Source organism: Ensifer sp. GW821-FHT05G01 (assembly GCF_059419585.1).
In genome coordinates this window covers 140,475-161,726 of sequence record NZ_JBWKSC010000001.1, presented here as the reverse complement: position 1 = coordinate 161,726, position 21,252 = coordinate 140,475, and the positions used below count along the sequence as shown (strand labels likewise).

Annotated in this window: 20 protein-coding genes and 1 tRNA gene; 8 read left to right on the top strand and 13 right to left on the bottom strand. The window is 62.5% G+C overall.

Annotation, left to right across the window (positions count from 1 at the left end; genetic code table 11):
* Window positions 1-53 precede the first annotated feature (53 nt).
* Genes cmk through aroA form a run of 3 tightly spaced genes read right to left on the bottom strand, consistent with a single transcriptional unit; the run spans window position 54 to window position 2,886 of the window.
* Window positions 54-692, bottom strand: coding sequence for a (d)CMP kinase (gene cmk / locus AC07UR_RS00770; protein ID WP_209788190.1), 639 nt, complete (start codon window positions 690-692; stop codon window positions 54-56).
* Complete coding sequence (locus tag AC07UR_RS00765) at window positions 689-1,543, bottom strand: hypothetical protein (RefSeq protein ID WP_209788192.1); 855 nt, start codon at window positions 1,541-1,543, stop codon at window positions 689-691. The genes cmk and AC07UR_RS00765 overlap by 4 nt, the downstream gene beginning before the upstream one ends.
* Window positions 1,540-2,886 (bottom strand): 3-phosphoshikimate 1-carboxyvinyltransferase, encoded by a 1,347-nt coding sequence (aroA, locus tag AC07UR_RS00760; protein WP_209788194.1) that lies wholly within the window; start codon window positions 2,884-2,886, stop codon window positions 1,540-1,542. The genes AC07UR_RS00765 and aroA overlap by 4 nt, the downstream gene beginning before the upstream one ends.
* A 283-nt stretch (window positions 2,887-3,169) precedes the next feature.
* On the opposite strand from aroA, the gene AC07UR_RS00755 reads away from it, so the two are divergent.
* The 5 genes from AC07UR_RS00755 (at window position 3,170) to AC07UR_RS00735 (ending at window position 6,783) form a co-directional block, all read left to right on the top strand.
* Complete coding sequence (locus AC07UR_RS00755; RefSeq protein ID WP_173418649.1) at window positions 3,170-3,562, top strand: TIGR02300 family protein; 393 nt, start codon at window positions 3,170-3,172, stop codon at window positions 3,560-3,562.
* Window positions 3,563-3,762: 200 nt separating this feature from the next.
* Window positions 3,763-3,838 (top strand) — tRNA-Ala (locus AC07UR_RS00750).
* A gap of 169 nt (window positions 3,839-4,007) precedes the next feature.
* Window positions 4,008-5,183: a TMEM43 family protein gene (locus AC07UR_RS00745; RefSeq protein WP_209788197.1), complete on the top strand. Its 1,176-nt coding sequence runs from the start codon at window positions 4,008-4,010 to the stop codon at window positions 5,181-5,183.
* A 78-nt stretch (window positions 5,184-5,261) separates the two neighbouring features.
* Window positions 5,262-6,077, top strand: a complete 816-nt coding sequence (locus AC07UR_RS00740; protein WP_209788201.1) for a YdcF family protein — start codon at window positions 5,262-5,264, stop codon at window positions 6,075-6,077.
* 70 nt (window positions 6,078-6,147) lie between these two features.
* On the top strand, window positions 6,148-6,783 hold the full coding sequence (locus AC07UR_RS00735) for a trimeric intracellular cation channel family protein (protein ID WP_173418646.1): 636 nt from the start codon (window positions 6,148-6,150) through the stop codon (window positions 6,781-6,783).
* Window positions 6,784-6,794: 11 nt separating this feature from the next.
* Here AC07UR_RS00735 and irrA read toward each other — a convergent pair whose 3' ends face one another.
* Window positions 6,795-7,220 (bottom strand): iron response transcriptional regulator IrrA, encoded by a 426-nt coding sequence (gene irrA / locus AC07UR_RS00730; RefSeq protein WP_077499560.1) that lies wholly within the window; start codon window positions 7,218-7,220, stop codon window positions 6,795-6,797.
* Window positions 7,221-7,541: 321 nt separating this feature from the next.
* Here irrA and fabA point away from each other — a divergent pair, with 321 nt between their 5' ends.
* Genes fabA through fabI form a run of 3 tightly spaced genes read left to right on the top strand, consistent with a single transcriptional unit; the run spans window position 7,542 to window position 10,138 of the window.
* Window positions 7,542-8,057, top strand: coding sequence for a 3-hydroxyacyl-[acyl-carrier-protein] dehydratase FabA (gene fabA, locus AC07UR_RS00725; RefSeq protein ID WP_077499331.1), 516 nt, complete (start codon window positions 7,542-7,544; stop codon window positions 8,055-8,057).
* A 46-nt stretch (window positions 8,058-8,103) separates the two neighbouring features.
* Entirely contained in the window at window positions 8,104-9,327 is a 1,224-nt protein-coding gene (gene fabB, locus AC07UR_RS00720) for a beta-ketoacyl-ACP synthase I (RefSeq protein ID WP_209788203.1), read from the top strand.
* 4 nt (window positions 9,328-9,331) lie between these two features.
* On the top strand, window positions 9,332-10,138 hold the full coding sequence (gene fabI, locus AC07UR_RS00715; protein ID WP_209788208.1) for an enoyl-ACP reductase FabI: 807 nt from the start codon (window positions 9,332-9,334) through the stop codon (window positions 10,136-10,138).
* Window positions 10,139-10,205: 67 nt separating this feature from the next.
* On the opposite strand, the gene AC07UR_RS00710 is transcribed toward fabI, so the two are convergent.
* From AC07UR_RS00710 to infB, 9 genes are all read right to left on the bottom strand, one after another.
* Window positions 10,206-10,421 carry a hypothetical protein gene (locus AC07UR_RS00710; RefSeq protein WP_234941623.1) on the bottom strand — a complete coding sequence of 72 codons (216 nt, stop codon included), beginning with the start codon at window positions 10,419-10,421 and terminating at the stop codon, window positions 10,206-10,208.
* A gap of 200 nt (window positions 10,422-10,621) precedes the next feature.
* Entirely contained in the window at window positions 10,622-11,638 is a 1,017-nt protein-coding gene (locus AC07UR_RS00705) for a class I SAM-dependent methyltransferase (RefSeq protein ID WP_209788212.1), read from the bottom strand.
* Between the two features lie 82 nt (window positions 11,639-11,720).
* A complete protein-coding gene (gene pnp, locus AC07UR_RS00700) occupies window positions 11,721-13,862 on the bottom strand; it encodes a polyribonucleotide nucleotidyltransferase (RefSeq protein WP_173418641.1) in 2,142 nt (713 codons plus the stop codon).
* A gap of 357 nt (window positions 13,863-14,219) precedes the next feature.
* Window positions 14,220-14,489, bottom strand: a complete 270-nt coding sequence (gene rpsO, locus AC07UR_RS00695; protein WP_025425494.1) for a 30S ribosomal protein S15 — start codon at window positions 14,487-14,489, stop codon at window positions 14,220-14,222.
* Window positions 14,490-14,659: 170 nt separating this feature from the next.
* On the bottom strand, window positions 14,660-14,914 hold the full coding sequence (locus tag AC07UR_RS00690; RefSeq protein WP_494700010.1) for an SH3 domain-containing protein: 255 nt from the start codon (window positions 14,912-14,914) through the stop codon (window positions 14,660-14,662).
* A gap of 125 nt (window positions 14,915-15,039) precedes the next feature.
* Complete coding sequence (locus AC07UR_RS00685; protein ID WP_209788218.1) at window positions 15,040-16,761, bottom strand: sensor histidine kinase; 1,722 nt, start codon at window positions 16,759-16,761, stop codon at window positions 15,040-15,042.
* A 268-nt stretch (window positions 16,762-17,029) separates the two neighbouring features.
* The gene (truB, locus tag AC07UR_RS00680) at window positions 17,030-17,965 is read right to left on the bottom strand and encodes a tRNA pseudouridine(55) synthase TruB (protein ID WP_209788221.1); all 936 of its coding nucleotides are present in this window, start codon (window positions 17,963-17,965) and stop codon (window positions 17,030-17,032) included.
* Between the two features lie 8 nt (window positions 17,966-17,973).
* Entirely contained in the window at window positions 17,974-18,381 is a 408-nt protein-coding gene (rbfA, locus tag AC07UR_RS00675) for a 30S ribosome-binding factor RbfA (RefSeq protein WP_173418637.1), read from the bottom strand.
* A 73-nt stretch (window positions 18,382-18,454) separates the two neighbouring features.
* Entirely contained in the window at window positions 18,455-21,163 is a 2,709-nt protein-coding gene (gene infB, locus AC07UR_RS00670; RefSeq protein WP_173418636.1) for a translation initiation factor IF-2, read from the bottom strand.
* Window positions 21,164-21,252 lie beyond the last annotated feature (89 nt).

Genomic DNA, 21,252 nt, shown 5'->3' with positions numbered 1-21,252 from the left:
TTCAGGCTTATGCAAGAAGAGCGATCCTGACAGCGTCGGAAAAAGGCTCTTCTTCAGATCTTCTTGATCAGGGCCGCATCGATCAGAGATTTCGCGGCCTGAAACGCCGCCTCTATACTCATTTCAGACGTATCAAGCAAGTGCGCGTCATCGGCGGGGCGCAAAGGACTGTCAGCCCGCCCCATGTCGCGCTCGTCGCGCTTCTTCACGTCGTCGAAGATCGCCGCATAATCGGCGACGGCGCCATTGCCGACGATCTCGTCAAAGCGGCGTTTCGCCCGCACTTCCGGCGACGCAGTGACGTAGAGCTTTACCGCCGCATCGGGGCAGACGACGGTGCCGATGTCGCGGCCATCCAGCACGGTGCCCGGCTCTTTCTTCGAAAACGCCCGCTGCGCCTCGACCAGCGCCCGTCGCACGGCTGGCATGACGGCAATCTTCGATGCCGCCTCGCCGATCGCATGGGCCGACAGCACCGAACGATCGAGGCCGGAAAGCTCGACCTCGAGCGCCATGCGCTCGGCCACCGCCTCGTCATCGAGCGGCAGGCTGGCGTCGAGCAGGGCTTTTGCCGTCGCGCGGTAGGTCAACCCGGTATCGAGATGGTGAAAGCCGTACTCTTCGGCAATCTGGCGCGAGAGCGTGCCCTTGCCTGCCGCTGCGGGTCCGTCGATAGCGATGGTGAGTGTCATTTTGAAACCTGAATGTGAATGTGGTCGTCATGCCTTGCGGCACGGCAGCCCTGGAATTTAATCGTTTCCGCCGAAACGCCAAGCCGTTCGGCCAGATGTGGTTCGACAAAGATCTTTGCGATGCCGTAGGCCCGGCCCTCGTCAGACAGCCAGCGGATCGCTTCGCTGGTGCGCTTTTCCTCAAGCGCCATCGGCGACCAGAGCGATTGCAGAGCCGCGAGATCCCAACGCATGGTCACGACATCGTCGCGCCCTTCACACGGCGAAGCAGCACCCTCACGCGGCTGCTCGAAGGCGAAATAACCGAGCGGCGAGCGTGTTTCTCCGTCGCGGAACACGCCGGCGACATCGTTGTAATAGAATGCGATATCAAGCTTGCGGCCATCCGAATGGGAAAGATGCGGCAGCAGCGCAAAGCCGTCAAAGAACGGGAAGTTGCCGTCGAGCGTCAGTGTCGTCGTTCCAGGGAAGGAACTGTTCATATGAGCCGCCAATGCCAATGCGGCCGTCTTCAGCTCCGGCACGACATATTGCCGGTTCAGCACGCAGTAAAGCATGGACTGCATGTGCATCGTCGCCCCTTGCTCGGCAAGGCATGGTAGCGGGACACGGCCAAAGACGGGTGCAGCCACAGAGGCGAGAGCGCTGCCGAGCCCATAGAGAGGCACGAACATGGCAAGCACGGCAATAGCGCGCCTGGTGCCTCGAAAGCGGCGCGACAGCAGCATGGCGGCAAGCCAGGCCAAGCCACCGATCTGCGTCAGAGCCGTCAACAGTATGACGATCGCAGCATGGACGGACCAACGGATCAGAGGGCGCGGCTGCGCGAAGGATACGCCCGGCTTCTTCATTCGATCGTCGCACCCAATCCCGCCATCAGTTCCATGAAACCGGGAAAGCTGGTGGCGATCATCGTCGCGTCGTCGACGGTGACCGGATGTTCGGATGCGAGCCCCATGACGAGAGAGCTCATGGCGACGCGATGGTCGAGGCGGGTCGCAACCGCAGCCCCGGCGGCATTGCCGAGGCCCTTGCCACCGGGGCGACCGTGGACGACGAGGGAGGCTGGCCCTTCGTCGCAATCGACGCCGTTGAGCTTCAGTCCCGATAGGACCGCGGCAAGGCGGTCGGATTCCTTCATGCGCAGTTCTTCAAGACCACGCATCACCGTGTGCCCCTCGGCAAACGCCGCCGCAACGGCAAGCACCTGGTATTCGTCGATCATCGAGGGGGCGCGGTCTTCCGGCACGGTGATGCCCTTCAACGCGGAAGAACGGACGCGCAGATCGGCCACGTCCTCGCCGCCCTGGATCCGCGCATTCAGCACATCGATCTTCCCGCCCATCTCCTGCAGTGTCACGATAAGTCCGGCGCGGGTGGGGTTCATCAGCACATTGAGAAGGGTGATGTCGGAACCCGGAACCAGCAACGCTGCCACCAATGGAAAGGCAGCGGAGGACGGATCGCCGGGGATGTCGATGTCCTGACCGGTCAGCCTGCCCTGCCCTTCGAGCCGAATGATGCGTTCGCCTTCAGCACCCACGTCGACTGTCAGGTTGGCACCAAAGGCCTGCAGCATTCTTTCAGTATGATCGCCGGTCGGTACCGGCTCGATCAACGTGGTGATGCCGGGCGCGTTCAGGCCTGCGAGCAGCACGGCGGATTTCACCTCGGCCGAGGCTATCGGTAAGCGGTAGCTCACCGGGTTTGCCGTCTTCGGCCCGCGCAGCGTCACCGGCAACCGGCCACCTTCGGCCGACGCCACCTGAACGCCCATCTGGCGCAAGGGATCGAGCACACAGTCCATCGGTCGCCTGGATAGCGCGGCATCGCCGACGAAGGTCGTCGCGAAATCATAAACGCCGACGAGCCCCATGATGAGGTGGCAACCGGAACCGGCATTGGCGAAATCGAGCGGCGCTTCGGGCGCGAGCAACGCACCGTTGCCGACACCGTGGACGATCCAGCTGCCGTCCTCCTTGCGCACCGTGGCGCCGAGGGCCTGCATCGCCCTTGCAGTGTTGAAGACATCCTCACCTTCGAGCAGGCCGCCAATGCGCGTCTGGCCGGCCGCAAGCCCGCCGAGCATCAGGGCGCGATGGGACATCGACTTGTCGCCGGGGATACGCACTTCTCCACGGAGCGCCCCGGATCTGCGCGCAACGGCAGGCTTTGCGATCACGCCAGCGGACATACAAACCTTCCTTGAACCTGCGGCCGCTCGCCCGGAACGCGACCCGCGAAACGGCAACGGAGCGCGACCATCCTGCGCTGCCGCTGCCTAACACAATGCGATTGCACGATCATCATCCCGGACGAAGAAAAAGCAGGCGGCGCAGGGCTTTCGAGTTTTATCTTTGACAGATGCGGCCAAGATGATTATGGGGACCGGCTAATCATCATAGGCTTGATATCCTTTCCACCCGCCGGCTTTCCGGCAAGCGCCGGCTCGGCCGGCCATTCAAGAGGCTTTGACTGTGGCAAAAGCGGAACTCGGAACAAAGCGCATTGACCCGGAAACGGGGCGCAAATTCTACGATCTGAACCGTGATCCGATCGTTTCCCCCTACACCGGCAAGTCCTACCCGCTGTCCTTCTTCGAAGAAACCTCGGTTGCCAAGGTGCTCGAGAAGGAAGAGGAAGAGGAGGTCGCTGAAGTCGACACCGAGAACACGGAAGTCGAACTCGTATCGCTCGAGGAAGCTGACGACGAAGCAGCCGGCGGCGACGAGATTCCGGATCTGGGCGACGACGAAGTGGAGATCGACGGCGACGACGACGACGATACCTTCCTGCAGACCGACGACGAAGACGATGACGACGACATGAGCGACCTCATCGGCGTGTCCGACGACGACGACGACGTCTAAGGGTTTAGAATAATACGCGAATGCCTCCCGTCCACAGCCCTTTGGCGCGGACGGGGGGAAATTGGGCCGGTCCAGAAATTATTTCCACCGGCCTGACATTTTCGGCTTGCTATCCGCGAAAAGCAGAAGTAATAAGCCGCCACTCGCCGGGCACAACAGCCCGACAAGTTTCCCGGAACCGGCCTCGCCGGACCCGATATGGGGCTATAGCTCAGCTGGGAGAGCGCTTGCATGGCATGCAAGAGGTCAGCGGTTCGATCCCGCTTAGCTCCACCAAACTTCCCATCGAATACAGCTCCTTGAACTGACGGCCTTCACCATATTTGGGCCAATCGTCTGCGCCGTCCGGCCGATATATTCCCTTGCGCTTTTTTTCTGCTACCAACGGGGAAAACCGAACCGGTCGCTTGGTGAACCGGATTGAATTCACGTGCCGGGGGATCAGATGAGTTTTACCGAAACGACCAGAACGTCGTGGTTTGCGCGCCTCAAGAACGGTGTCGTCGGCATCTTCATCGGGCTCATCCTGGTCTTCGGCATGATCTGGCTGCTGGCCTGGAACGAGGGCCGTTCGGTCAAGACGTATCGGGCGCTCGTCGAGGGCGCCGGTGCGGTTGTCGATGTCGACAGCGGTGCCGTCGAGGCTGGCAACGAGGGCAAGCTGGTCCACATCGCCGGACGGATCGACCCTGTCGGGACGCCCACCGATAGCCTGCTGGAAGTGTCTGCGAATGGGGCTGCGGGTCTGCGCCGCTCGGTCGAGATGTACCAATGGGTCGAGGAAAAGAAGAGCGAGACGCGCAAGACGCTCGGCGGCGGCGAGGAAACGGTCACCACCTATTCCTACGCCAAGGAGTGGCGCAGCGACCGCGCTGATTCGGCCGATTTCCGTGACGGCAACGGGCACCAGAACCCGGAAATGCCGCTTTCGAGCGAGCGCTTCACGGTCGAGCGCGCGATGCTCGGCGCGTTTTCGGTCGACGGCAGGGCCGTAGCCGACCTCGGTCGCGACAGCCCGGTGAAGATGGCGGACGCCGATCTGCAGCGCGTGGCCGATGCGCTCGACACCAACCGCCCTGTCAAGACCGACGGTCAGACGATCTTCGTCTCCGCTGACCGCCAGAACCCAGCCGTCGGCGATCTGCGCATCGGCTTTACCCGCGAAGACACGGAAACCGCGAGCTTCGTCGCGGCGCAGAAAGGCGGCAGCCTCGCCCCCTATCGCACATCGAACGGCCGCGACCTGTTCCTGAGTTCGGCCGGCATTGCCAGCGCCGCCGAGATGTTCGACGCAGCCCAGAGCGAGAACACGCTGATTACCTGGCTGGTTCGCGTGGGCGGACTGATCGGCCTGTTCATCGGCTTCACGCTGATGCTGTCGCTGATTTCCATCATCGCCGACGTCATTCCGGTCCTTGGTTCAGTGGTCGCATTTGGCACTGGCATCATCGCGGCGATCCTGACGCTCATCATCGGCCCCCTGGTCATCGCCATCGCCTGGTTTGCCTATCGCCCGCTGCTGTCGCTGGCGATCGTCGCCGTCGGCGCGCTCGTTGCCTTCGGCATCGGCTATCTTCGTGCCGGCAAGGCGAAACCGCTCGCCGCTGGCGTGACGGCCTGACGAATGGGTTGGTCGCTGGACGCCTGACCCCATGCCTTTGCGAAATATTAAGGGATCGCAGGGAAGAACACGGGCCTGATGTTTCTGCTTTCCAAGATCTTCTGGCTCGTCGCGCAGCCCCTTTCCCTGGCGTTTTTTGCTGCCCTTGCCGGCCTCATCATGACGGCGGCGGGGCTCAGGCGTATAGGCGTCGCCTTCGGCCTTTTCGGCGCGCTCGTGCTCTTCATCAGCCTGTTCACGACGACGGGATCCTATTTCCTCCAGATGCTCGAGGACCGCTTCCCTCGGCCGGCTGAGCCACCCGTAGCCCTCTCCTGCATCATCGTGCTCGGCGGCGCCTTCGAGAACGAAGTGATGGCAAGCCGTGGCGGCATCGAGTTCAACCAGGCGGCCGACCGCTTCATCGAGACGGCCATGCTGGCCAAGCGCTACCCGGAGGCGCGCATTCTGGTGTCCGGCGGCGATGGTTCGTTCAGCGGCGCCTATGACGGCGATGCCAAGGCATCGGACGCCTTCTTTGCCGCCTTCGGCATCGGTCCCGATCGGCTGATCCGCGAGGAGCAGTCGAGAACGACATTCGAAAATGCACGCAACACGCATGGGCTGCTTGAAGCAAACGGCCTTGCCAACTGCGCGCTGGTGACGTCGGCCTTCCATATGCCACGCTCGGTCGGGCTTTTCCGCAAGCTCGGGCTCAAGGTCACGCCCTGGCCAACGGACTACCGCACCAGCGGCATGGTCAAACCAGGCTTCGACTTTACCCAGCCATCTCTCAATGCCCAGCTGACAACGACAGCGGTGCGCGAATGGATCGGACTGGCGGCCTACTATTTCGGCGGTCGCACGGACAGCCTGCTTCCCGGCGTCTCACCGCCCAACGCGTCACCCCGTTGACGCGACGGCCCCGGATGCTCCAGCTTGCGATGCGACAGACTTCCGCGATGCGCCTTTCAACGGAGCGGCCATGACGATCCTCGAAATCCTCGATTATGCCGGCGTCGCCGTCTTCGCGGCCACAGGCGCGCTCTCGGCTTCGCGCAAACAGCTCGACATCATCGGTTATCTCTTCCTTGCCTCGGTCACCGGCATCGGCGGTGGAACGATGCGCGACGTCATCCTTGGCGCAACGCCGGTGTTCTGGGTGCTCAAGCCGAACTACCTGCTCGTCTGCGCCTCGGTCAGCGTCGTCCTGTTCTTCACGGCGCACCTGTTCTATTCGCGTTACCGCGTACTGGTCTGGCTCGATGCCATCGGCATGTCGGCCTATTGCGTCATGGGTGCGGCAAAGGGGTTGGCGGCAACAGGCTCGCCCGCGGTCGCCCTTGTCACCGGTATGCTGACGGCGACCTTCGGCGGCGTCCTGCGCGACCTGCTGGTAGGTGAGCCCTCGGTGCTGCTGCGCCCGGAAGTCTATGTGACGGCTGCCCTGATCGGCTCCGGCGTCTTTGTCGTCGCCACCATGATCGGACTGCCGCTGGTGGCCACCTCGGCGCTTGGCGTGATGTCAGCCTTCACCATACGCGCCGGCGCGCTCAAATACGGCTGGACGCTGCCGATCGGCAAGGCAAGCCCCGGCCGCGACCCCGACGATGTGATGTAGGAAGAAACGCCTTACGCGCGTTCGCGCTTGCGGCGGAGCCGGATGACCACGTCGACATGGGCAATCTCCATGCCTTCGGGCGGTTCCGGCAGGTTGCCGATCTCGATATTGCTGACCGGGATATCGAGAACTTCGTTCTGACCTTCGACGAAGAAATGGTGGTGATCGGAAACGTTGGTGTCGAAGTAGGTCTTGGCACTTTCCACCGCGAGCACGCGGATCATGCCGGCCTCGGTAAACTGATGCAGCGTGTTGTAGACAGTTGCCAGCGAAACCGGCACGCCGGCGACAACAGCCTCTTCATGCAGCTCTTCTACGGTCAGGTGACGGTCGCCCTTGGCGAAGATCAGATCGGCAAGCGCGACGCGCTGACGCGTCGGGCGCAGGCCCGAGCTGCGCAATCTCTCTTCCGAACTCACTTCGGTTGCTTTCGTCATCAAGGAGCGTTCCATGGATCCCGTAAAATTTACAATACTTTCGTTGCGATATAACTTTTGCGCGCTGTTCTTTCAATAGATTCTAAGGTGCAGAAAGGCTGGAATGCCTGAAAAACCGGCCTATTTCGGCAAAGGCTGGTATTTAACTCTGGTCGGGCCCACATTGATCCTGTAAGCGACGGCAGAACGATATCGCCACCGGAATGGGCGTAGCCGGCGTCGGAAACATCGAAAACGGCCATTGATGCGCTTCATTTCACAGCGAACTTGCTCTAAAGCAGGTCTGACAACACTTTATGTTACTCGGGGAAACAACCATTGATGACGACCAGACAATCAAGCTTCAGCTATGAGGAAATCCTGACCTGCGGCCGAGGTGAACTGTTTGGCCCCGGCAACGCGCAGCTGCCGCTGCCGCCCATGCTCATGGTTCACCGCATCACGGAAATCTCCGAAACGGGCGGCGCCTTCGACAAGGGTTTCATCCGCGCTGAATACGACGTCAGCCCTGATGACTGGTACTTCCCCTGTCACTTCCAGGGCAACCCGATCATGCCCGGCTGCCTCGGCCTCGACGGTATGTGGCAGCTGACCGGCTTCTTCCTCGGGTGGCTCGGCGAGCCCGGTCGCGGCATGGCGCTTTCGACAGGCGAAGTGAAGTTCAAGGGCATGGTTCGCCCGCACACCAAGCTGCTCCAGTACGGTATCGACTTCAAGCGCGTCATGCGCGGCCGCCTCGTGCTCGGCACTGCCGACGGCTGGCTGAAGGCCGACGGCGAGACCATCTACCAGGCAACCGACCTGCGTGTCGGTCTGTCGAAGGAAAAGACCGAATAATCCGCGGGTTCTCCGCACCGAATGAGATAAAGAAAAGGTCATTACCATGAGACGGGTTGTTGTCACGGGCCTCGGGATCGTTTCCTCGATCGGAAACAATGCCGACGAAGTCACGGCATCGCTGCGCGACGCCAAATCGGGCATCACGTTTTCTCCCGATTTTGCCGAAAACGGCTTCAAGTGCCAGGTCTGGGGCGCACCGACGCTCGATCCGACCGATCTCGTCGACCGGCGCGCCATGCGCTTCCTGTCGCAGGGCGGCGCCTGGAACCACGTGGCGATGAAGCAGGCGATTGCCGATTCCGGCCTCGAGGAAGCGGTCATTTCCCGCAACGAGCGCACCGGCATCATCATGGGCTCGGGCGGTCCGTCCACCCGCACCATTGTGGAAGCGTCGGATATTACCCGCAAGAACAACAGCCCCAAGCGCATCGGCCCGTTCGCCGTGCCGAAGGCGATGTCGTCGACGGCGTCTGCCACGCTTGCGACCTGGTTCCAGATCCACGGCGTCAACTACTCGATCTCTTCGGCCTGCTCGACCTCGGCGCATTGCATCGGCAATGCCGCGGAAATGATCCAGTGGGGCAAGCAGGACGTGATGTTCGCCGGCGGCCACGAGGACCTGGACTGGACGATGTCCAACCTGTTCGACGCCATGGGCGCGATGTCGTCGAAGTACAACGACACGCCCTCGACCGCCTCGCGCGCCTATGACGCCAGCCGTGACGGCTTCGTCATTGCCGGCGGCGCCGGCGTGCTGGTGCTCGAAGAGCTGGAACATGCCAAGGCGCGCGGCGCCAAGATCTACGCCGAAATCGTCGGCTACGGCGCGACATCAGACGGCTACGACATGGTCGCCCCGTCTGGCGAAGGTGCGATCCGCTGCATGCGTCAGGCGCTGTCGACCGTAAAGGGCGACGTCGACTACATCAACACGCATGGCACATCGACCCCGGTTGGCGACAGCAAGGAAATCGGCGCGATCCGCGAAGTCTTCGGCTCCAAGATCCCGCACATCCAGTCGACGAAGTCGCTGACAGGCCACTCGCTGGGTGCAGCCGGTGTCCAGGAATCGATCTATGGTCTCCTGATGATGCAGGCCGGCTTTATCGGCGAAAGCGCCCATATCACCGAGCTCGACCCGGAATTCGATGGTGTTCCGATCGTGCGCAAGCGCATCGACAACGCCAAGATCGATACGGTTCTTTCCAACTCGTTCGGCTTCGGCGGAACCAACGCAACGCTCGTCTTCCAGCGCCACAACGGATAACACCATGACGGGACTGATGAACGGTAAGCGTGGCCTCATCATGGGTGTGGCCAACAACCACTCCATTGCCTGGGGCATCTCCAAGGCGCTGGCAGCGCAAGGTGCGGAACTGGCCTTCACCTACCAGGGTGAAGCGCTCGGCAAACGCGTGAAGCCGCTGGCGGCCGAAGTCGGTTCCGACTTCCTGCTGCCTTGCGACGTCGAGGATATTGCGTCGGTCGATACGGTCATCGCGGCCATCAAGGAGCGCTGGGGCAAGCTCGACTTCATAGTTCATGCCATCGGCTTTTCCGACAAGAACGAGTTGAAGGGCCTTTACGCCGACACCAGCCGCGACAATTTCAGCCGCACCATGGTGATCTCGTGCTTCTCCTTCACGGAGATCGCCAAGCGGGCCGCCGAACTGATGAACGACGGCGGCTCGATGCTGACGTTGACCTATGGCGGCTCGGTGCGGGTGATGCCGAACTACAACGTCATGGGCGTCGCCAAGGCGGCACTCGAAGCCTCCGTGCGTTACCTGGCGGCCGACTACGGCGTGCGCGGCATCCGCGTCAACGCGATTTCGGCCGGCCCGATCCGTACGCTTGCAGGTGCCGGCATTTCCGACGCCCGCGCCATGCTCTCCTGGCAGCAGAAGAATTCTCCGCTTCGCCGCACGGTCACGATCGACGATGTTGGCAGCTCGGCGCTCTATCTGCTTTCCGACCTGTCGCGCGGCGTCACCGGCGAAATCCACTATGTGGACTCGGGTTACAACATCACGTCCATGCCGGCGCTCGACGCGCTCAGGACCGCCGACGCCGAGTAAACCCGGCCACAACCTTTCATGAAAGCCCATGGATCATCCCGGTCCGTGGGCTTTTTCATGCGCCTCGTCAGACGCTGAGCAGCCCCGAAAGCAGCAGGATAGCGACCAAGGCTGCAGCAACGGCAGCGGTCATCAGGCATACATGCGTCCTGCGAATGGGGTTCGGTATCAGCGGCAGGCGATAAAGACTTCTGAGGAACGGCATCGGTACTTCCGACGTCGCACCATGCCCCTCTGCCTGCTTGATATCCTTGGCGATCACTTCCGCCACATCCTCGGTCAAAGGCGACCTTCCCGGCCCGAATGGCATAGCACCGCACCTCCGATAGGAAATACCGACTGACACCTTATCGTGTGCCTGTTCGCGACCAATGGCAATGGGATTTGAGGACAGCTGCCTGCCAGTCTTGCAGCCCTTGCAAATGCAAAAAGGCCGAGCGCTTGGCCCGGCCTTTCCAATGGATCAGAACGTCGGCTGGGCGCTCAGCGCTTGCCCCAGAGAACCTTGAAGCGGGCGTTGCGGCAGGTCTCGCCATATTCCTTGAAGGTCTCGGCAAAGGTCTGCTCGTACTGCAGGCCGCGATTGGCAACCAGCATGACCTTGCCGCCCTGCTTCAGCGCCTTGTGCGCTGCCTTGATGATCGCCACGCCCAGTGACGGCTCGGCGGCATGCCCCTCGTGGAACGGCGGGTTCATGACGATGAGGTCGTATTTGTCGCGCGGTTCTTCGCTCGTCAGGTCGAACCAGTAGAAACGCGCCGGCATGCGTGACGCGTTTGCCATCATGTTGACGCGGGCGGCCTCCAGCGCATCGTGATCGGCCTCGAACAGGTCGATGCCCTTGGTGCCCGGCGACGCCTCGGCAAGCTTGACCGCGAGATAGCCCCAGCCAGCGCCGAAATCGGCGGCATGGCCGTTGAAGTCGCGCGGCAGGCGCGAGGCCAGCAGCTCCGAACCGGCATCGATGCGATCGTGCGAGAACATCCCGGGAGACGCCTCGAACAGGCCGTCGACGCGGACCGGCACCTTGGCAAGCTTCTGCACGGCATCGGTGACATCTTCCGGCCGGGTGAACCAGAAAGCGACGCCGTGATACTTCGGCAGGTGATCGCCATCCCATTCGAACTTGGCGATGCGCTTCCTCAACGACTGGATGCCATCTTCCTTGCCGCCGGCGATGACGATGAGCGCGCCGTCGCGGGTGCGCTTCAGCGCCTCGGCGATGCGGTCCTCGTTCTCGCCCTTGTGCTTGCCGCACAGGATCAGGGCTAGGTCATAGTCCTCGCCGGTGACAACAGGTGCCACATCGCCACGCTGGGCCTCAAGCGCGCGGTAGAGCGGCCTTAGCGGCTGGACGGCGGCGATCGACGCTCCGAAGCCCTCAGGCAGCCTGTAGCCCGCCTCTGCGCCGAGGAAGAGCACACGCTCGCCCTCGCCCGGCGGGTCGATAATCCCGGTTTCGAACGGGTGGAACAGGGTCTTCAATGCATCTCGGCTCATCGGTTTCTTCCGTCGATCTCGTACAAGAAAAGGGCGCGGAGCGATCCGCTCCGCGCCCCGAATGCGTTCGGGCAGAGACCGCTTATTCAGCGGCTTCGCCGTCACCCTTCTTTTCTGCAGCAACTTCCTTGCCGGTCGCCTGGTCGACAACCTTCATGGAAAGGCGAACCTTGCCACGCTCGTCGAAGCCCATCAGCTTGACCCAGACCTTGTCGCCTTCCTTGACGACGTCGGTGGTCTTGGCAACGCGCTCGGAGGCGAGCTGCGAGATGTGGACGAGGCCGTCGCGGGCGCCGAAGAAGTTGACGAAGGCGCCGAAGTCGGCGGTCTTGACAACAGTACCCTCGTACACCTGGCCGACTTCCGGCTCGGCAACGATCGAGTGGATCCACTTGCGGGCCGCTTCGATTTCCTTGCCCGACGAAGAGGCGATCTTCACGGTGCCGTCGTCTTCGATGTTGATCTTGGCGCCGGTCTTTTCGACGATTTCGCGGATGACCTTGCCGCCCGAACCGATGACTTCACGGATCTTGTCGACCGGGATGTTCATGACTTCGATGCGCGGTGCGAATTCGCCGAGCTGGCCGCGGCTTTCCGAGATGGCCTTGGCCATTTCGCCGAGGATGTGGAGACGGCCGCCCTTGGCCTGGTTGAGCGCGATGCCCATGATCTCTTCGGTGATGCCCTCGATCTTGATGTCCATCTGGAGCGAGGTGATGCCGGCGTCGGTGCCTGCAACCTTGAAGTCCATGTCGCCGAGGTGGTCTTCGTCGCCGAGGATGTCGGAGAGAACGGCGAAGCGCTCATCTTCCTTGATCAGGCCCATGGCGATACCGGCAACCGGCTTTGCGAGCGGAACGCCTGCATCCATGAGTGCGAGCGAGGTGCCGCAGACCGTTGCCATCGACGAGGAGCCGTTGGATTCGGTGATCTCGGAAACGACGCGCAGCGTGTAGGGGAACTGCTCGGCTTCCGGCAGCATCGGGCGGATAGCGCGCCATGCGAGCTTGCCGTGACCGATTTCGCGGCGGCCCGGGGAGCCCATGCGACCGGTTTCACCGACCGAGTAGGGCGGGAAGTTGTAGTGCAGCATGAAGCGTTCTTTGTACATGCCGGTCAGGCTGTCGACGTACTGTTCGTCTTCGCCGGTGCCGAGGGTGGCAACGACGATCGCCTGCGTTTCACCGCGGGTGAAGAGCGCCGAACCGTGCGTGCGCGGAAGAAGGCCGACTTCCGAGACGATCGGACGAACGGTTTCCAGATCGCGGCCGTCGATACGGCTCTTGGTGTCGAGGATGTTCCAACGAACGATCTTGGCCTGAAGGTGCTTGAAGACGGCACCGATGACTTCGGCAGTGTGCTTCGGCTCTGCGCCTTCCGGGAAGAAGTGTGCCTTCACCTTCGCCTTGACGGCGTCGACGGCAGCGTAGCGGGCAGCCTTCTCGGTGATCTTGTAGGCATCGCGCAGTTCGGCTTCGGCCATGCCGAGCATTTCGGCTTCGAGCGCGGAATGATCTTCCGGCTGGAAGTCGCGCGGCTCCTTGGCAGCAACTTCAGCGAGCTTGATGATGGCGTCGATGACGGGCTGGAAACCCTTCTGGCCGAACACGACGGCGCCGAGCATGATCTCTTCGCCCAGTTCCTTGGCTTCCGACTCGACCATCAGCACGGCTTCCTGCGTGCCGGCGACGACGAGGTCGAGGGTCGATTCGTCCATCTCGTCGAGATGCGGGTTGAGGACGTACTGGCCGTTGATGTAGCCGACGCGCGCGCCGCCGATCGGGCCCATGAACGGAACGCCGGACAGCGTCAGCGCAGCGGAAGCTGCAACCATCGACAGGATGTCGGGATTGTTTTCGAGGTCATGCTGCATGACCGTGACGACGACCTGGGTGTCGTTCTTGTAACCATCGGGGAAGAGCGGGCGGATCGGGCGGTCGATCAGGCGCGAAACCAGCGTTTCGTTTTCGCTCGGACGACCTTCGCGCTTGAAGTAGCCACCCGGGATCTTGCCGGCGGCATAGGTCTTTTCCTGGTAGTTGACGGTCAGCGGGAAGAAGTCCTGGCCCGGCTTCGGCGCCTTGGCCGAAACGACGGTGGCGAGAACGACGGTTTCGCCGTAGGTGGCGAGAACGGCGCCGTCAGCCTGACGGGCGACCTTGCCGGTTTCGAGCTTGAGCGGACGCCCAGCCCATTCGATTTCAACCTTATGGGTATCGAACATGTTCTGTCCTTCGTGTGCGGCAGACCTTTCCGCGGCTGTTGCAGCGCGGGTGGTCGGAAAACCGCCTGGTATGGCGCATCACGGGCAAGACAACGGGAGGCTTCAAAAGAGACCGGCCGCTTTCCGCTGTGCAAAACCTGGCTGCCCCGCAGCGGGTTCTGCAAGCAGGCGCCGAAGCATCCTGCAATCCTGCCCCATGACGGGCCATCGGTTGATCCGCGGATCCGGCCCATCCGGCCCGCTGGATACCTCTCCATTTCCGCGCCTAGTGCGCTTGCGGAGAGTTCATTTCTCGAGCGCTCTGCGCCCATAATAAAAAAGGCCGGCGGACCGCATGCGATCCGCCGGGCAAGTCGCTTAGCGACGGATGCCGAGGGCACCAATCAGCTTGGTGTAGCGCGCTTCGTCTTTCTTCTTCAGATAGTCGAGGAGCGAACGACGGCTGGAAACCATCGCGAGAAGACCACGGCGGGAATGGTTATCCTTCTTGTGGCCCTTGAAGTGTTCGGTCAGGTTGTTGATCCGTTCCGTCAGGATAGCAACCTGGACTTCCGGAGAACCGGTGTCGCCTTCAACGGTTGCGTATTCCTTGATGAGCTGAGCCTTACGCTCTGCAGCAATCGACATCGGATGATCCTTTCGATTTCGAGGATTTAGGGACGCCTTCAGCCGGGATGTCGTCCAGCTGCGGCCGTGAATGCAATGGGCATGCGCCTTTTGCTGGCGTGCCTATAACCGAATTGGATGAAAAAGGAAAGGGTCATGAAAATGGCCCTTCAGCAATGGTGGAGCGCCTCTCAATTCCCCGACGGCCGCGGGCGCATCGGTGCCGACTTCAGCTGGTCGCCGTCAACCGGAACACAGTCGAGAAAGGCGGCAAACACCCAGCCAAGGTCTCCCTCGTCGCTTGAAACGAGCGCCCAACGCTTGCCGGCGTGCAGGCGCTCACCGATGCGGCGAACCTTGCTGCCATTGGCCAGCGACATGACAACCCGGCCGTCGGTTCCGTGCGGACGTTCAGCGGCGTTCCGGTCGGATCGGCAACCACGCAAGCGACATCCTGGCCGGCTGCAGGCGCCACCGCCATCAGGCTCAACGCGACCGACAGAATGCCAAATTGACGTTTGCGAACCTGCATTGCCGCCCCTTTCAAAACGCCCCTCAAAACCGAATGGCTTCAAGGTTCCGCATCATCTCCGTCGCCGTCCTTCGCATGCCTCGGAATATTGATCCGCCACTCGATGCCATCGGGGTGCATGATCCGTTCGAGTTCGGCCTTCAGTGCCATGCCGAGCATGCGCTCCAGCACCAGCGTTCCAAAACCCTTGCGGCGCGGCGTCGTCGGCGCCTCGATGTCTGCCCCTTCCTCGCGCCAGCGGATGGCAATACCCTCGTCGGACAGCGCCCAGGAGAGCTTGACCACGCCTGTGGTATTGGCAAGCGCGCCATACTTCGTGGCGTTCGTCGCCAGCTCATGCAGCGCCATGCCGAGCGTCTGCGCGCTCTCCGTGTCCAGCCTTAAGGGCGGACCCGACAGGACCACGCGCTTGGGATCATCGGGCGTGAACGGCTGCAGCTGATTCTGGGCAAGCTCGCGGAAATCAACGCCCTGCGCGGCATTGGCGATCATCAGATCGGTGGACCGGGCAAGGCCGGCGATGCGCTTGCGGAAGGATTCGGCGAAATCTGCGACGCTCTCGGCGGAGTGCACCGACTGGTTCAGCATCGACTGGATCACCGTCAGCTGGTTCTTCGAGCGGTGGGCAACCTCGCGCATGAGGAAGCGGATTTCGCCCTCGGCCTTGGTGCGCGACGCAGCCGCCTTGGCAAGGGCAGCGGAGACGGTTTCGACTTCGGCGATAATATGCGGGCGCGGCTCGATGCGCTCGCCGGCGCCGAGGCGGCGCGCATCGAGTGCGACGAGCTTGACGCCTTGCGACAGGAGCCTTGCGATGGTCAGCGATCCCGCAATGGCGATGCCGGCAAAGATGATGCCACCGAGCGACAGCCAGAGAAACGACCACGTAGCCGGCCCATCGACCGTGGCGCGCGGTGCCCAGGCGATGATCCGCCAGCCGGTCAGGACGGAAAACTCCGTCGCTACCCGATAGGCCGTACCATTCTCGGTGATGTTGCGCACGCCGATGCTGATCGCCGGCACCTTGTCGAGGAAGAACGGTTCACCCGCCTTGACCGCGGCGTCGGAGGAGATGATGACCTTGCCGTTGCCGTCGACCAGGGCGGCGTTCCAGCCGGGCGACAGCGTTTCCCGGTTGACGGCCTTGGCCATGCTCTCGGCGTTCTGCGTCAGAGTCAGCAGATAATCTTCGCCGGTTGGAAGCTTCGCCGGCAAATAAACATTGAAGACCCATTTTCCGGCCGTCTGGCCGAAGAAGACATTGGAGACCAACGGTGCGCCATTGTTGGTGAAGGCACGCTCGACGGATTCCGGATCGGACCCCTTGCCGAGCGGCGTGCCGAAGGGCACCCGGGTGTTCATGAGCTGCTCGTGCTTGCGGTCGATGACAAGCAGGTAGGAGCCGGTCTCGGCAAGCGCTGTCGAGGCCCTGCGGTAGAAGGCCTCCATGTTGCCGCCCTCCACCGCCGGTGCGGTCGAGAGCACCTTCAGCGTCGTGAGCATGCCCTCAACATCGCGCTCGACGATGCGGGTCACCGATCCGGTCGAAGCCTGCAGCAGCGCGGTGATCACCTGCTCCTGCGCATCAACGCTGCGCTTCAGCACAACGAGCGAAAAGATGAAGGCGGGAACGATGGCGATCAGCAGCAGCGATGTCAGATAGAAGCGGAAAGGCCGCGTCATACGGTGGCGGACAAAATCAAGAGCTGTCGCCAGGCGACCGACGGCAGTCTTTCTTCCCTCTTGCGAAACCTGCGCCAAATGCACCGCCTCTCAACTCCAGCGTCGCGCGTCGAATATAGCGCGCGAAGGCCACCGCAACACCTTAAAACTGCGTCATGATCGTGACACCAGATCGAAAGCGATCTGGACAATCATGCGGCAATCGCGACCGCCGAACGGCGGTCGAGACGGGCGACAAGGGCCCGTTTGCGAAGGCGAAACGGCGCCGGTTCGAAGCAGTCGCCCGAGCTTTGGCGGGATCATGCGTCAGCAATGAGGCAAACGCAAATGCCGGGGAACGAAGAAATCAGCCGACGGCAAAGACGCGCTTGGGACGGAACTCGCCCTCGGCGATTTCGCCGATGGCAATCAGCTTGCCGCGGGTTGTCGCATAGGCCTCGGGCGTTGCCAGCGGCGCGTCGCGGCCGCGCAGGATGATGGGGTTGCCCATCTTCAGCCGGTGCGCCTGGTCATCGCTGACGGCGATATGCGGCAGACTGGAGAGCGCTTCGCCGGTCTCGATGACGAAGGCGTCGAGGGCTGCCAGCCGCTCCTCTTCGTTCTCGATCTTTTCGAGCGCAACCAGATCGGCAAGCGGCACCATGTCGTCCTCGCCGAACGGCGCCACGAAGGTGCGCCGCAGCGAAGCGATGTGGCCGAAACAGCCGAGATCGCGGCCCATGTCGCGGGCAAGCGAACGGACATAGGTGCCCTTGCCGCACTCGATCTCGAACTGGGCGAGATTGGGGGTGGCACCAAGCAGGGTCAGGCGGAACACTTCGACTTCACGCGCCGGGATATCGACGGTTTCGCCTTCGCGGGCGAGATCGTAGGCGCGCTCGCCGTCGATCTTGATCGCCGAGAACTGTGGCGGCACCTGGCTGATGACGCCGGTGTAGTTCGGCAGCAGCGCGCGGATCGCCTCTTCCGTCGGGCGGTCGGCCGAAGAATGGGTCACTTGCCCTTCGAGATCGTCGGTCGAGCGTTCCTCGCCCCAGGCAACGGTGAATTCGTAGATCTTGCGGCCGTCCATGACGTAAGGGACGGTCTTCGTCGCGTCGCCAAGGGCGATCGGCAGCATGCCGGAGGCCAGCGGATCGAGCGTTCCGGCATGGCCGGCCTTCTGCGCCTTGAACAGCCACTTGATCTTGGAAACGGCTTCGGTCGAGCCGAAATCGAGCGGCTTGTCGAGGATCAGCCAGCCGGAAATCGGGCGGCCCTTGGGTTTGCGCGGTTTGGACATGAACTCTTCTATTCTTCGTCGTCGGTATTCGGATCGAGATCGCGGCTGACTTCCGGTGAGCGAAGGAGGGCGTCGATCTTCTTGTAGTTGTCGAAGCTCGTATCGTCGCGGAAGCGAACCTCCGGCATGTACTTCAACTGGCGCAGCTGCGGGCCGAGACGGCCGCGGATGTACTTGGCGTGTTTATTCAGCGCTTCGATGACCTCGGCATGGTCGGAAACACCGAGCGGCGTCACGAAGGCGGTGGCGATCTTCAGATCGGGCGACATGCGGACTTCGGAAATCGCGATCAGCGTCTTCTCGATCACAGGGTCGCGGACGTCGCCGCGCTGCAGAACCTGCGTGATCGCGGCGCGCACCTGTTCAGCGATGCGCAGCATGCGCTGATTAGGGGCAGAGGATGTGGCTCTGGTCATTGGTCAATACCTCAAAAAAATGCGAGCGCCGAAGGATAACCCGGCGCCCGCACAATTTCTAATCGGACGGATCTTACAGCGTCCGCGTGATGTGTTCGACGCGGAAGCACTCGATCGTGTCGCCGGCGCGGATGTCTTCGTAGTTCTCGAACGCCATACCGCATTCCTGACCGACGTTGACTTCCGAGACTTCGTCCTTGAAGCGCTTGAGCGTCTTGAGCTTGCCTTCGTGGATGACGACGTTGTCGCGAACCAGACGGACACCGACGCCACGCTCGACCTTGCCTTCGGTGACGCGGCAACCCGCGACCTTGCCGACCTTGGTGATGTTGAACACCTCCATGATCTCGGCGTTGCCGAGGAAGGTTTCGCGACGCTCGGGCGAAAGCAGACCGGACATCGCCGCCTTAACGTCATCCACCAGATCGTAGATGATGTTGTAGTAGCGGATTTCGATGCCTGCACGCTCGGCTGCCGAACGGGCCTGGTTGTTGGCGCGAACGTTGAAGCCGATGATGGCGGCGTTCGAAGCTTCTGCGAGCGAGATATCCGACTCAGTGATACCACCGGCACCCGAATGGACGATGCGCGCACGCACTTCGTCGGTTCCGAGCTTGTCCAGCGCACCGGCGATCGCTTCGATCGAGCCCTGCACGTCACCCTTGATGACGAGCGGGAACTCCTTGAGACCAGAGGTCTGGAGCTGGGTCATCATCTGCTCGAGCGAACCGCGCGAACCGGACTGGCGGGCAACCGCCTTGTCGCGGGCGAGCCGCAGACGGTATTCCGAGATCTCGCGAGCGCGGCTTTCGTTTTCGACGACGGCGAACTTGTCGCCCGCTGCCGGCGTGCCCGACAGGCCGAGAACTTCGACCGGCATGGACGGTCCCGCTTCCTTGACGTGTTCACCCTTGTCGTTGACCAGAGCGCGCACACGGCCCCACTGGTCGCCGGCAACGATGATCTGGCCTGGACGCAGCGTGCCCTTCTGGACGAGCACGGTCGCAACCGCACCGCGGCCACGGTCGAGCTCGGCTTCAACCACAGTACCTTCGGCCGTCCGGTTCGGATTGGCCTTGAGGTCGAGGATTTCGGCCTGAAGCAGGATCGCTTCGAGCAGCTTGTCGAGGTTGGTGCCGGCCTTCGCCGAGACTTCGACGTCGAGAACTTCACCACCCATGGATTCGACGAAGACTTCGTGCTGCAGAAGTTCGGTGCGAACCTTCTGGGCATTGGCCGTCGGCTTGTCGATCTTGTTGATCGCCACGATGATCGGAACACCAGCCGCCTTGGCGTGGTTGATGGATTCGATCGTCTGCGGCATCACGCTGTCGTCGGCCGCCACCACCAGGATGGCAATGTCGGTCGCCTGGGCGCCGCGGGCACGCATGGCGGTGAACGCCGCGTGGCCGGGGGTGTCGATGAAGGTGATCTTGTTACCGTTCTGCTCGACCTGGTAGGCGCCGATGTGCTGGGTGATGCCACCCGCTTCGCCGGCAACGACGTTGGCATGACGGATGGCGTCGAGCAGCGAGGTCTTGCCGTGGTCGACGTGACCCATGATCGTGACGATCGGCGGACGCGATTCCAGCTCTTCGTCGACGTCGGAGACGTTGAAGATGCCTTCTTCGACGTCGGACTCGGAGACGCGCTTGACGGTGTGGCCGAATTCGCCGGCGATGAGTTCTGCCAGGTCGGCGTCGATCAGATCGCCGGGCTTCATCATCTGGCCTTCCTTCATCAGGTACTTGATGACGTCAACGGCCCGTTCGGACATGCGCTGCGACAGTTCCTGAATGGTGATGGTTTCCGGCAGAACGACTTCGCGCGAAATCTTCTCGCGGGTCTCCTGCATCTGGCTGCGCTTGAACTTTTCCTGGCGGCGACGCATCGCCGACAGCGAACGGGCGCGCTGGCCGGCATCCTCGTCGGAAGCGGTCGTCAGCGTGAGCTTGCCCTGGCGGCGACCATCGTCCCCCTTCGGGCGCGTGACCGGCTTTGCCGGCTCCGGACGCACGACCTTGCCACGAACCGGACCTGCGCCTGGACGTGGGCTGCTACGGTCGTCATCCTTTTCGTTGTCGACCTTGCGACCGCGCAGAGCACCGGCCGGTGCCGGCGTCGGAACTCCAGCTGCCGGCGCGGCAGCGGGCCTTCCGGCCTGCGGACGGTTGTCGGGGCGACGCTCGGGGGAAGCCGGTGCGCGAGCAGCCACGGGGCGCTCTTCGACAACCTCTTCGGCCTTTGCTTCGGGCTCGACAGCCGGGCGGGCCGCTTCTTCTGCGGCGCGGCGTGCGGCTTCTTCCTTCTCCTGCAGGAGACGGGCTTCTTCCTCACGCTTGCGGCGCGCTTCGTTCTCCGCGCGAATGACCGCTTCTTCCGCTTCGCGGATCTGCGCTTCGGCCAGAGCACGGCGGCGCGCATCGATCTCACCGGCGGAAAGCTGGTTCAGAACGACGCCGACGCGCGGACGGTTCGCCTGGTTGGCTTCCTGGCGGGTCTGATGCTGCTGCGGCTGCGGCGCCGGACGGCCCGAAGGCTGCGGCTGGGCCGGACGCTGCTGCTCGGCCGGCCGGGCAGCGGGAGCCGCGGCCACCGGCGTGATCGGTCGCTCGTCCTTGGGGCGATGGAAGGGGCGCTTCTTGGTTTCGACCACGACCGCCTTGGTGCGGCCACGGCCCATGTCCTGACGCACGGTCCCCTGCGAAACCCCGGAGGGCTTCAGGGTCAGCGTCTTCTTGCCTGCTGCGCTGCCTGTCTTGTCGTCGTTGTTGTCGGTCATTCCGTTCCGTTCCTAGCGATCAGGGCCGGATGCGTATCACCTGACCCTGTCTTCCAAATTGTCTCAAACAATGTACGCGATGCCGGATT

Coding starts and splice junctions, on each gene's coding strand:
- AC07UR_RS00745 (WP_209788197.1), top strand. CDS start 4,008: ATGAGTTTTACCGAAACGACCAGAACGTCGTGGTTTGCGCGCCTCAAG.
- AC07UR_RS00765 (WP_209788192.1), bottom strand. CDS start 1,543: ATGAAGAAGCCGGGCGTATCCTTCGCGCAGCCGCGCCCTCTGATCCGT.
- irrA (WP_077499560.1), bottom strand. CDS start 7,220: ATGACGAAAGCAACCGAAGTGAGTTCGGAAGAGAGATTGCGCAGCTCG.
- AC07UR_RS00705 (WP_209788212.1), bottom strand. CDS start 11,638: ATGAGCCGAGATGCATTGAAGACCCTGTTCCACCCGTTCGAAACCGGG.
- pnp (WP_173418641.1), bottom strand. CDS start 13,862: ATGTTCGATACCCATAAGGTTGAAATCGAATGGGCTGGGCGTCCGCTC.
- cmk (WP_209788190.1), bottom strand. CDS start 692: ATGACACTCACCATCGCTATCGACGGACCCGCAGCGGCAGGCAAGGGC.
- fabI (WP_209788208.1), top strand. CDS start 9,332: ATGACGGGACTGATGAACGGTAAGCGTGGCCTCATCATGGGTGTGGCC.
- rbfA (WP_173418637.1), bottom strand. CDS start 18,381: ATGACCAGAGCCACATCCTCTGCCCCTAATCAGCGCATGCTGCGCATC.
- fabA (WP_077499331.1), top strand. CDS start 7,542: ATGACGACCAGACAATCAAGCTTCAGCTATGAGGAAATCCTGACCTGC.
- infB (WP_173418636.1), bottom strand. CDS start 21,163: ATGACCGACAACAACGACGACAAGACAGGCAGCGCAGCAGGCAAGAAG.
- rpsO (WP_025425494.1), bottom strand. CDS start 14,489: ATGTCGATTGCTGCAGAGCGTAAGGCTCAGCTCATCAAGGAATACGCA.
- AC07UR_RS00735 (WP_173418646.1), top strand. CDS start 6,148: ATGACGATCCTCGAAATCCTCGATTATGCCGGCGTCGCCGTCTTCGCG.
- truB (WP_209788221.1), bottom strand. CDS start 17,965: ATGTCCAAACCGCGCAAACCCAAGGGCCGCCCGATTTCCGGCTGGCTG.
- AC07UR_RS00740 (WP_209788201.1), top strand. CDS start 5,262: ATGTTTCTGCTTTCCAAGATCTTCTGGCTCGTCGCGCAGCCCCTTTCC.
- fabB (WP_209788203.1), top strand. CDS start 8,104: ATGAGACGGGTTGTTGTCACGGGCCTCGGGATCGTTTCCTCGATCGGA.
- aroA (WP_209788194.1), bottom strand. CDS start 2,886: ATGTCCGCTGGCGTGATCGCAAAGCCTGCCGTTGCGCGCAGATCCGGG.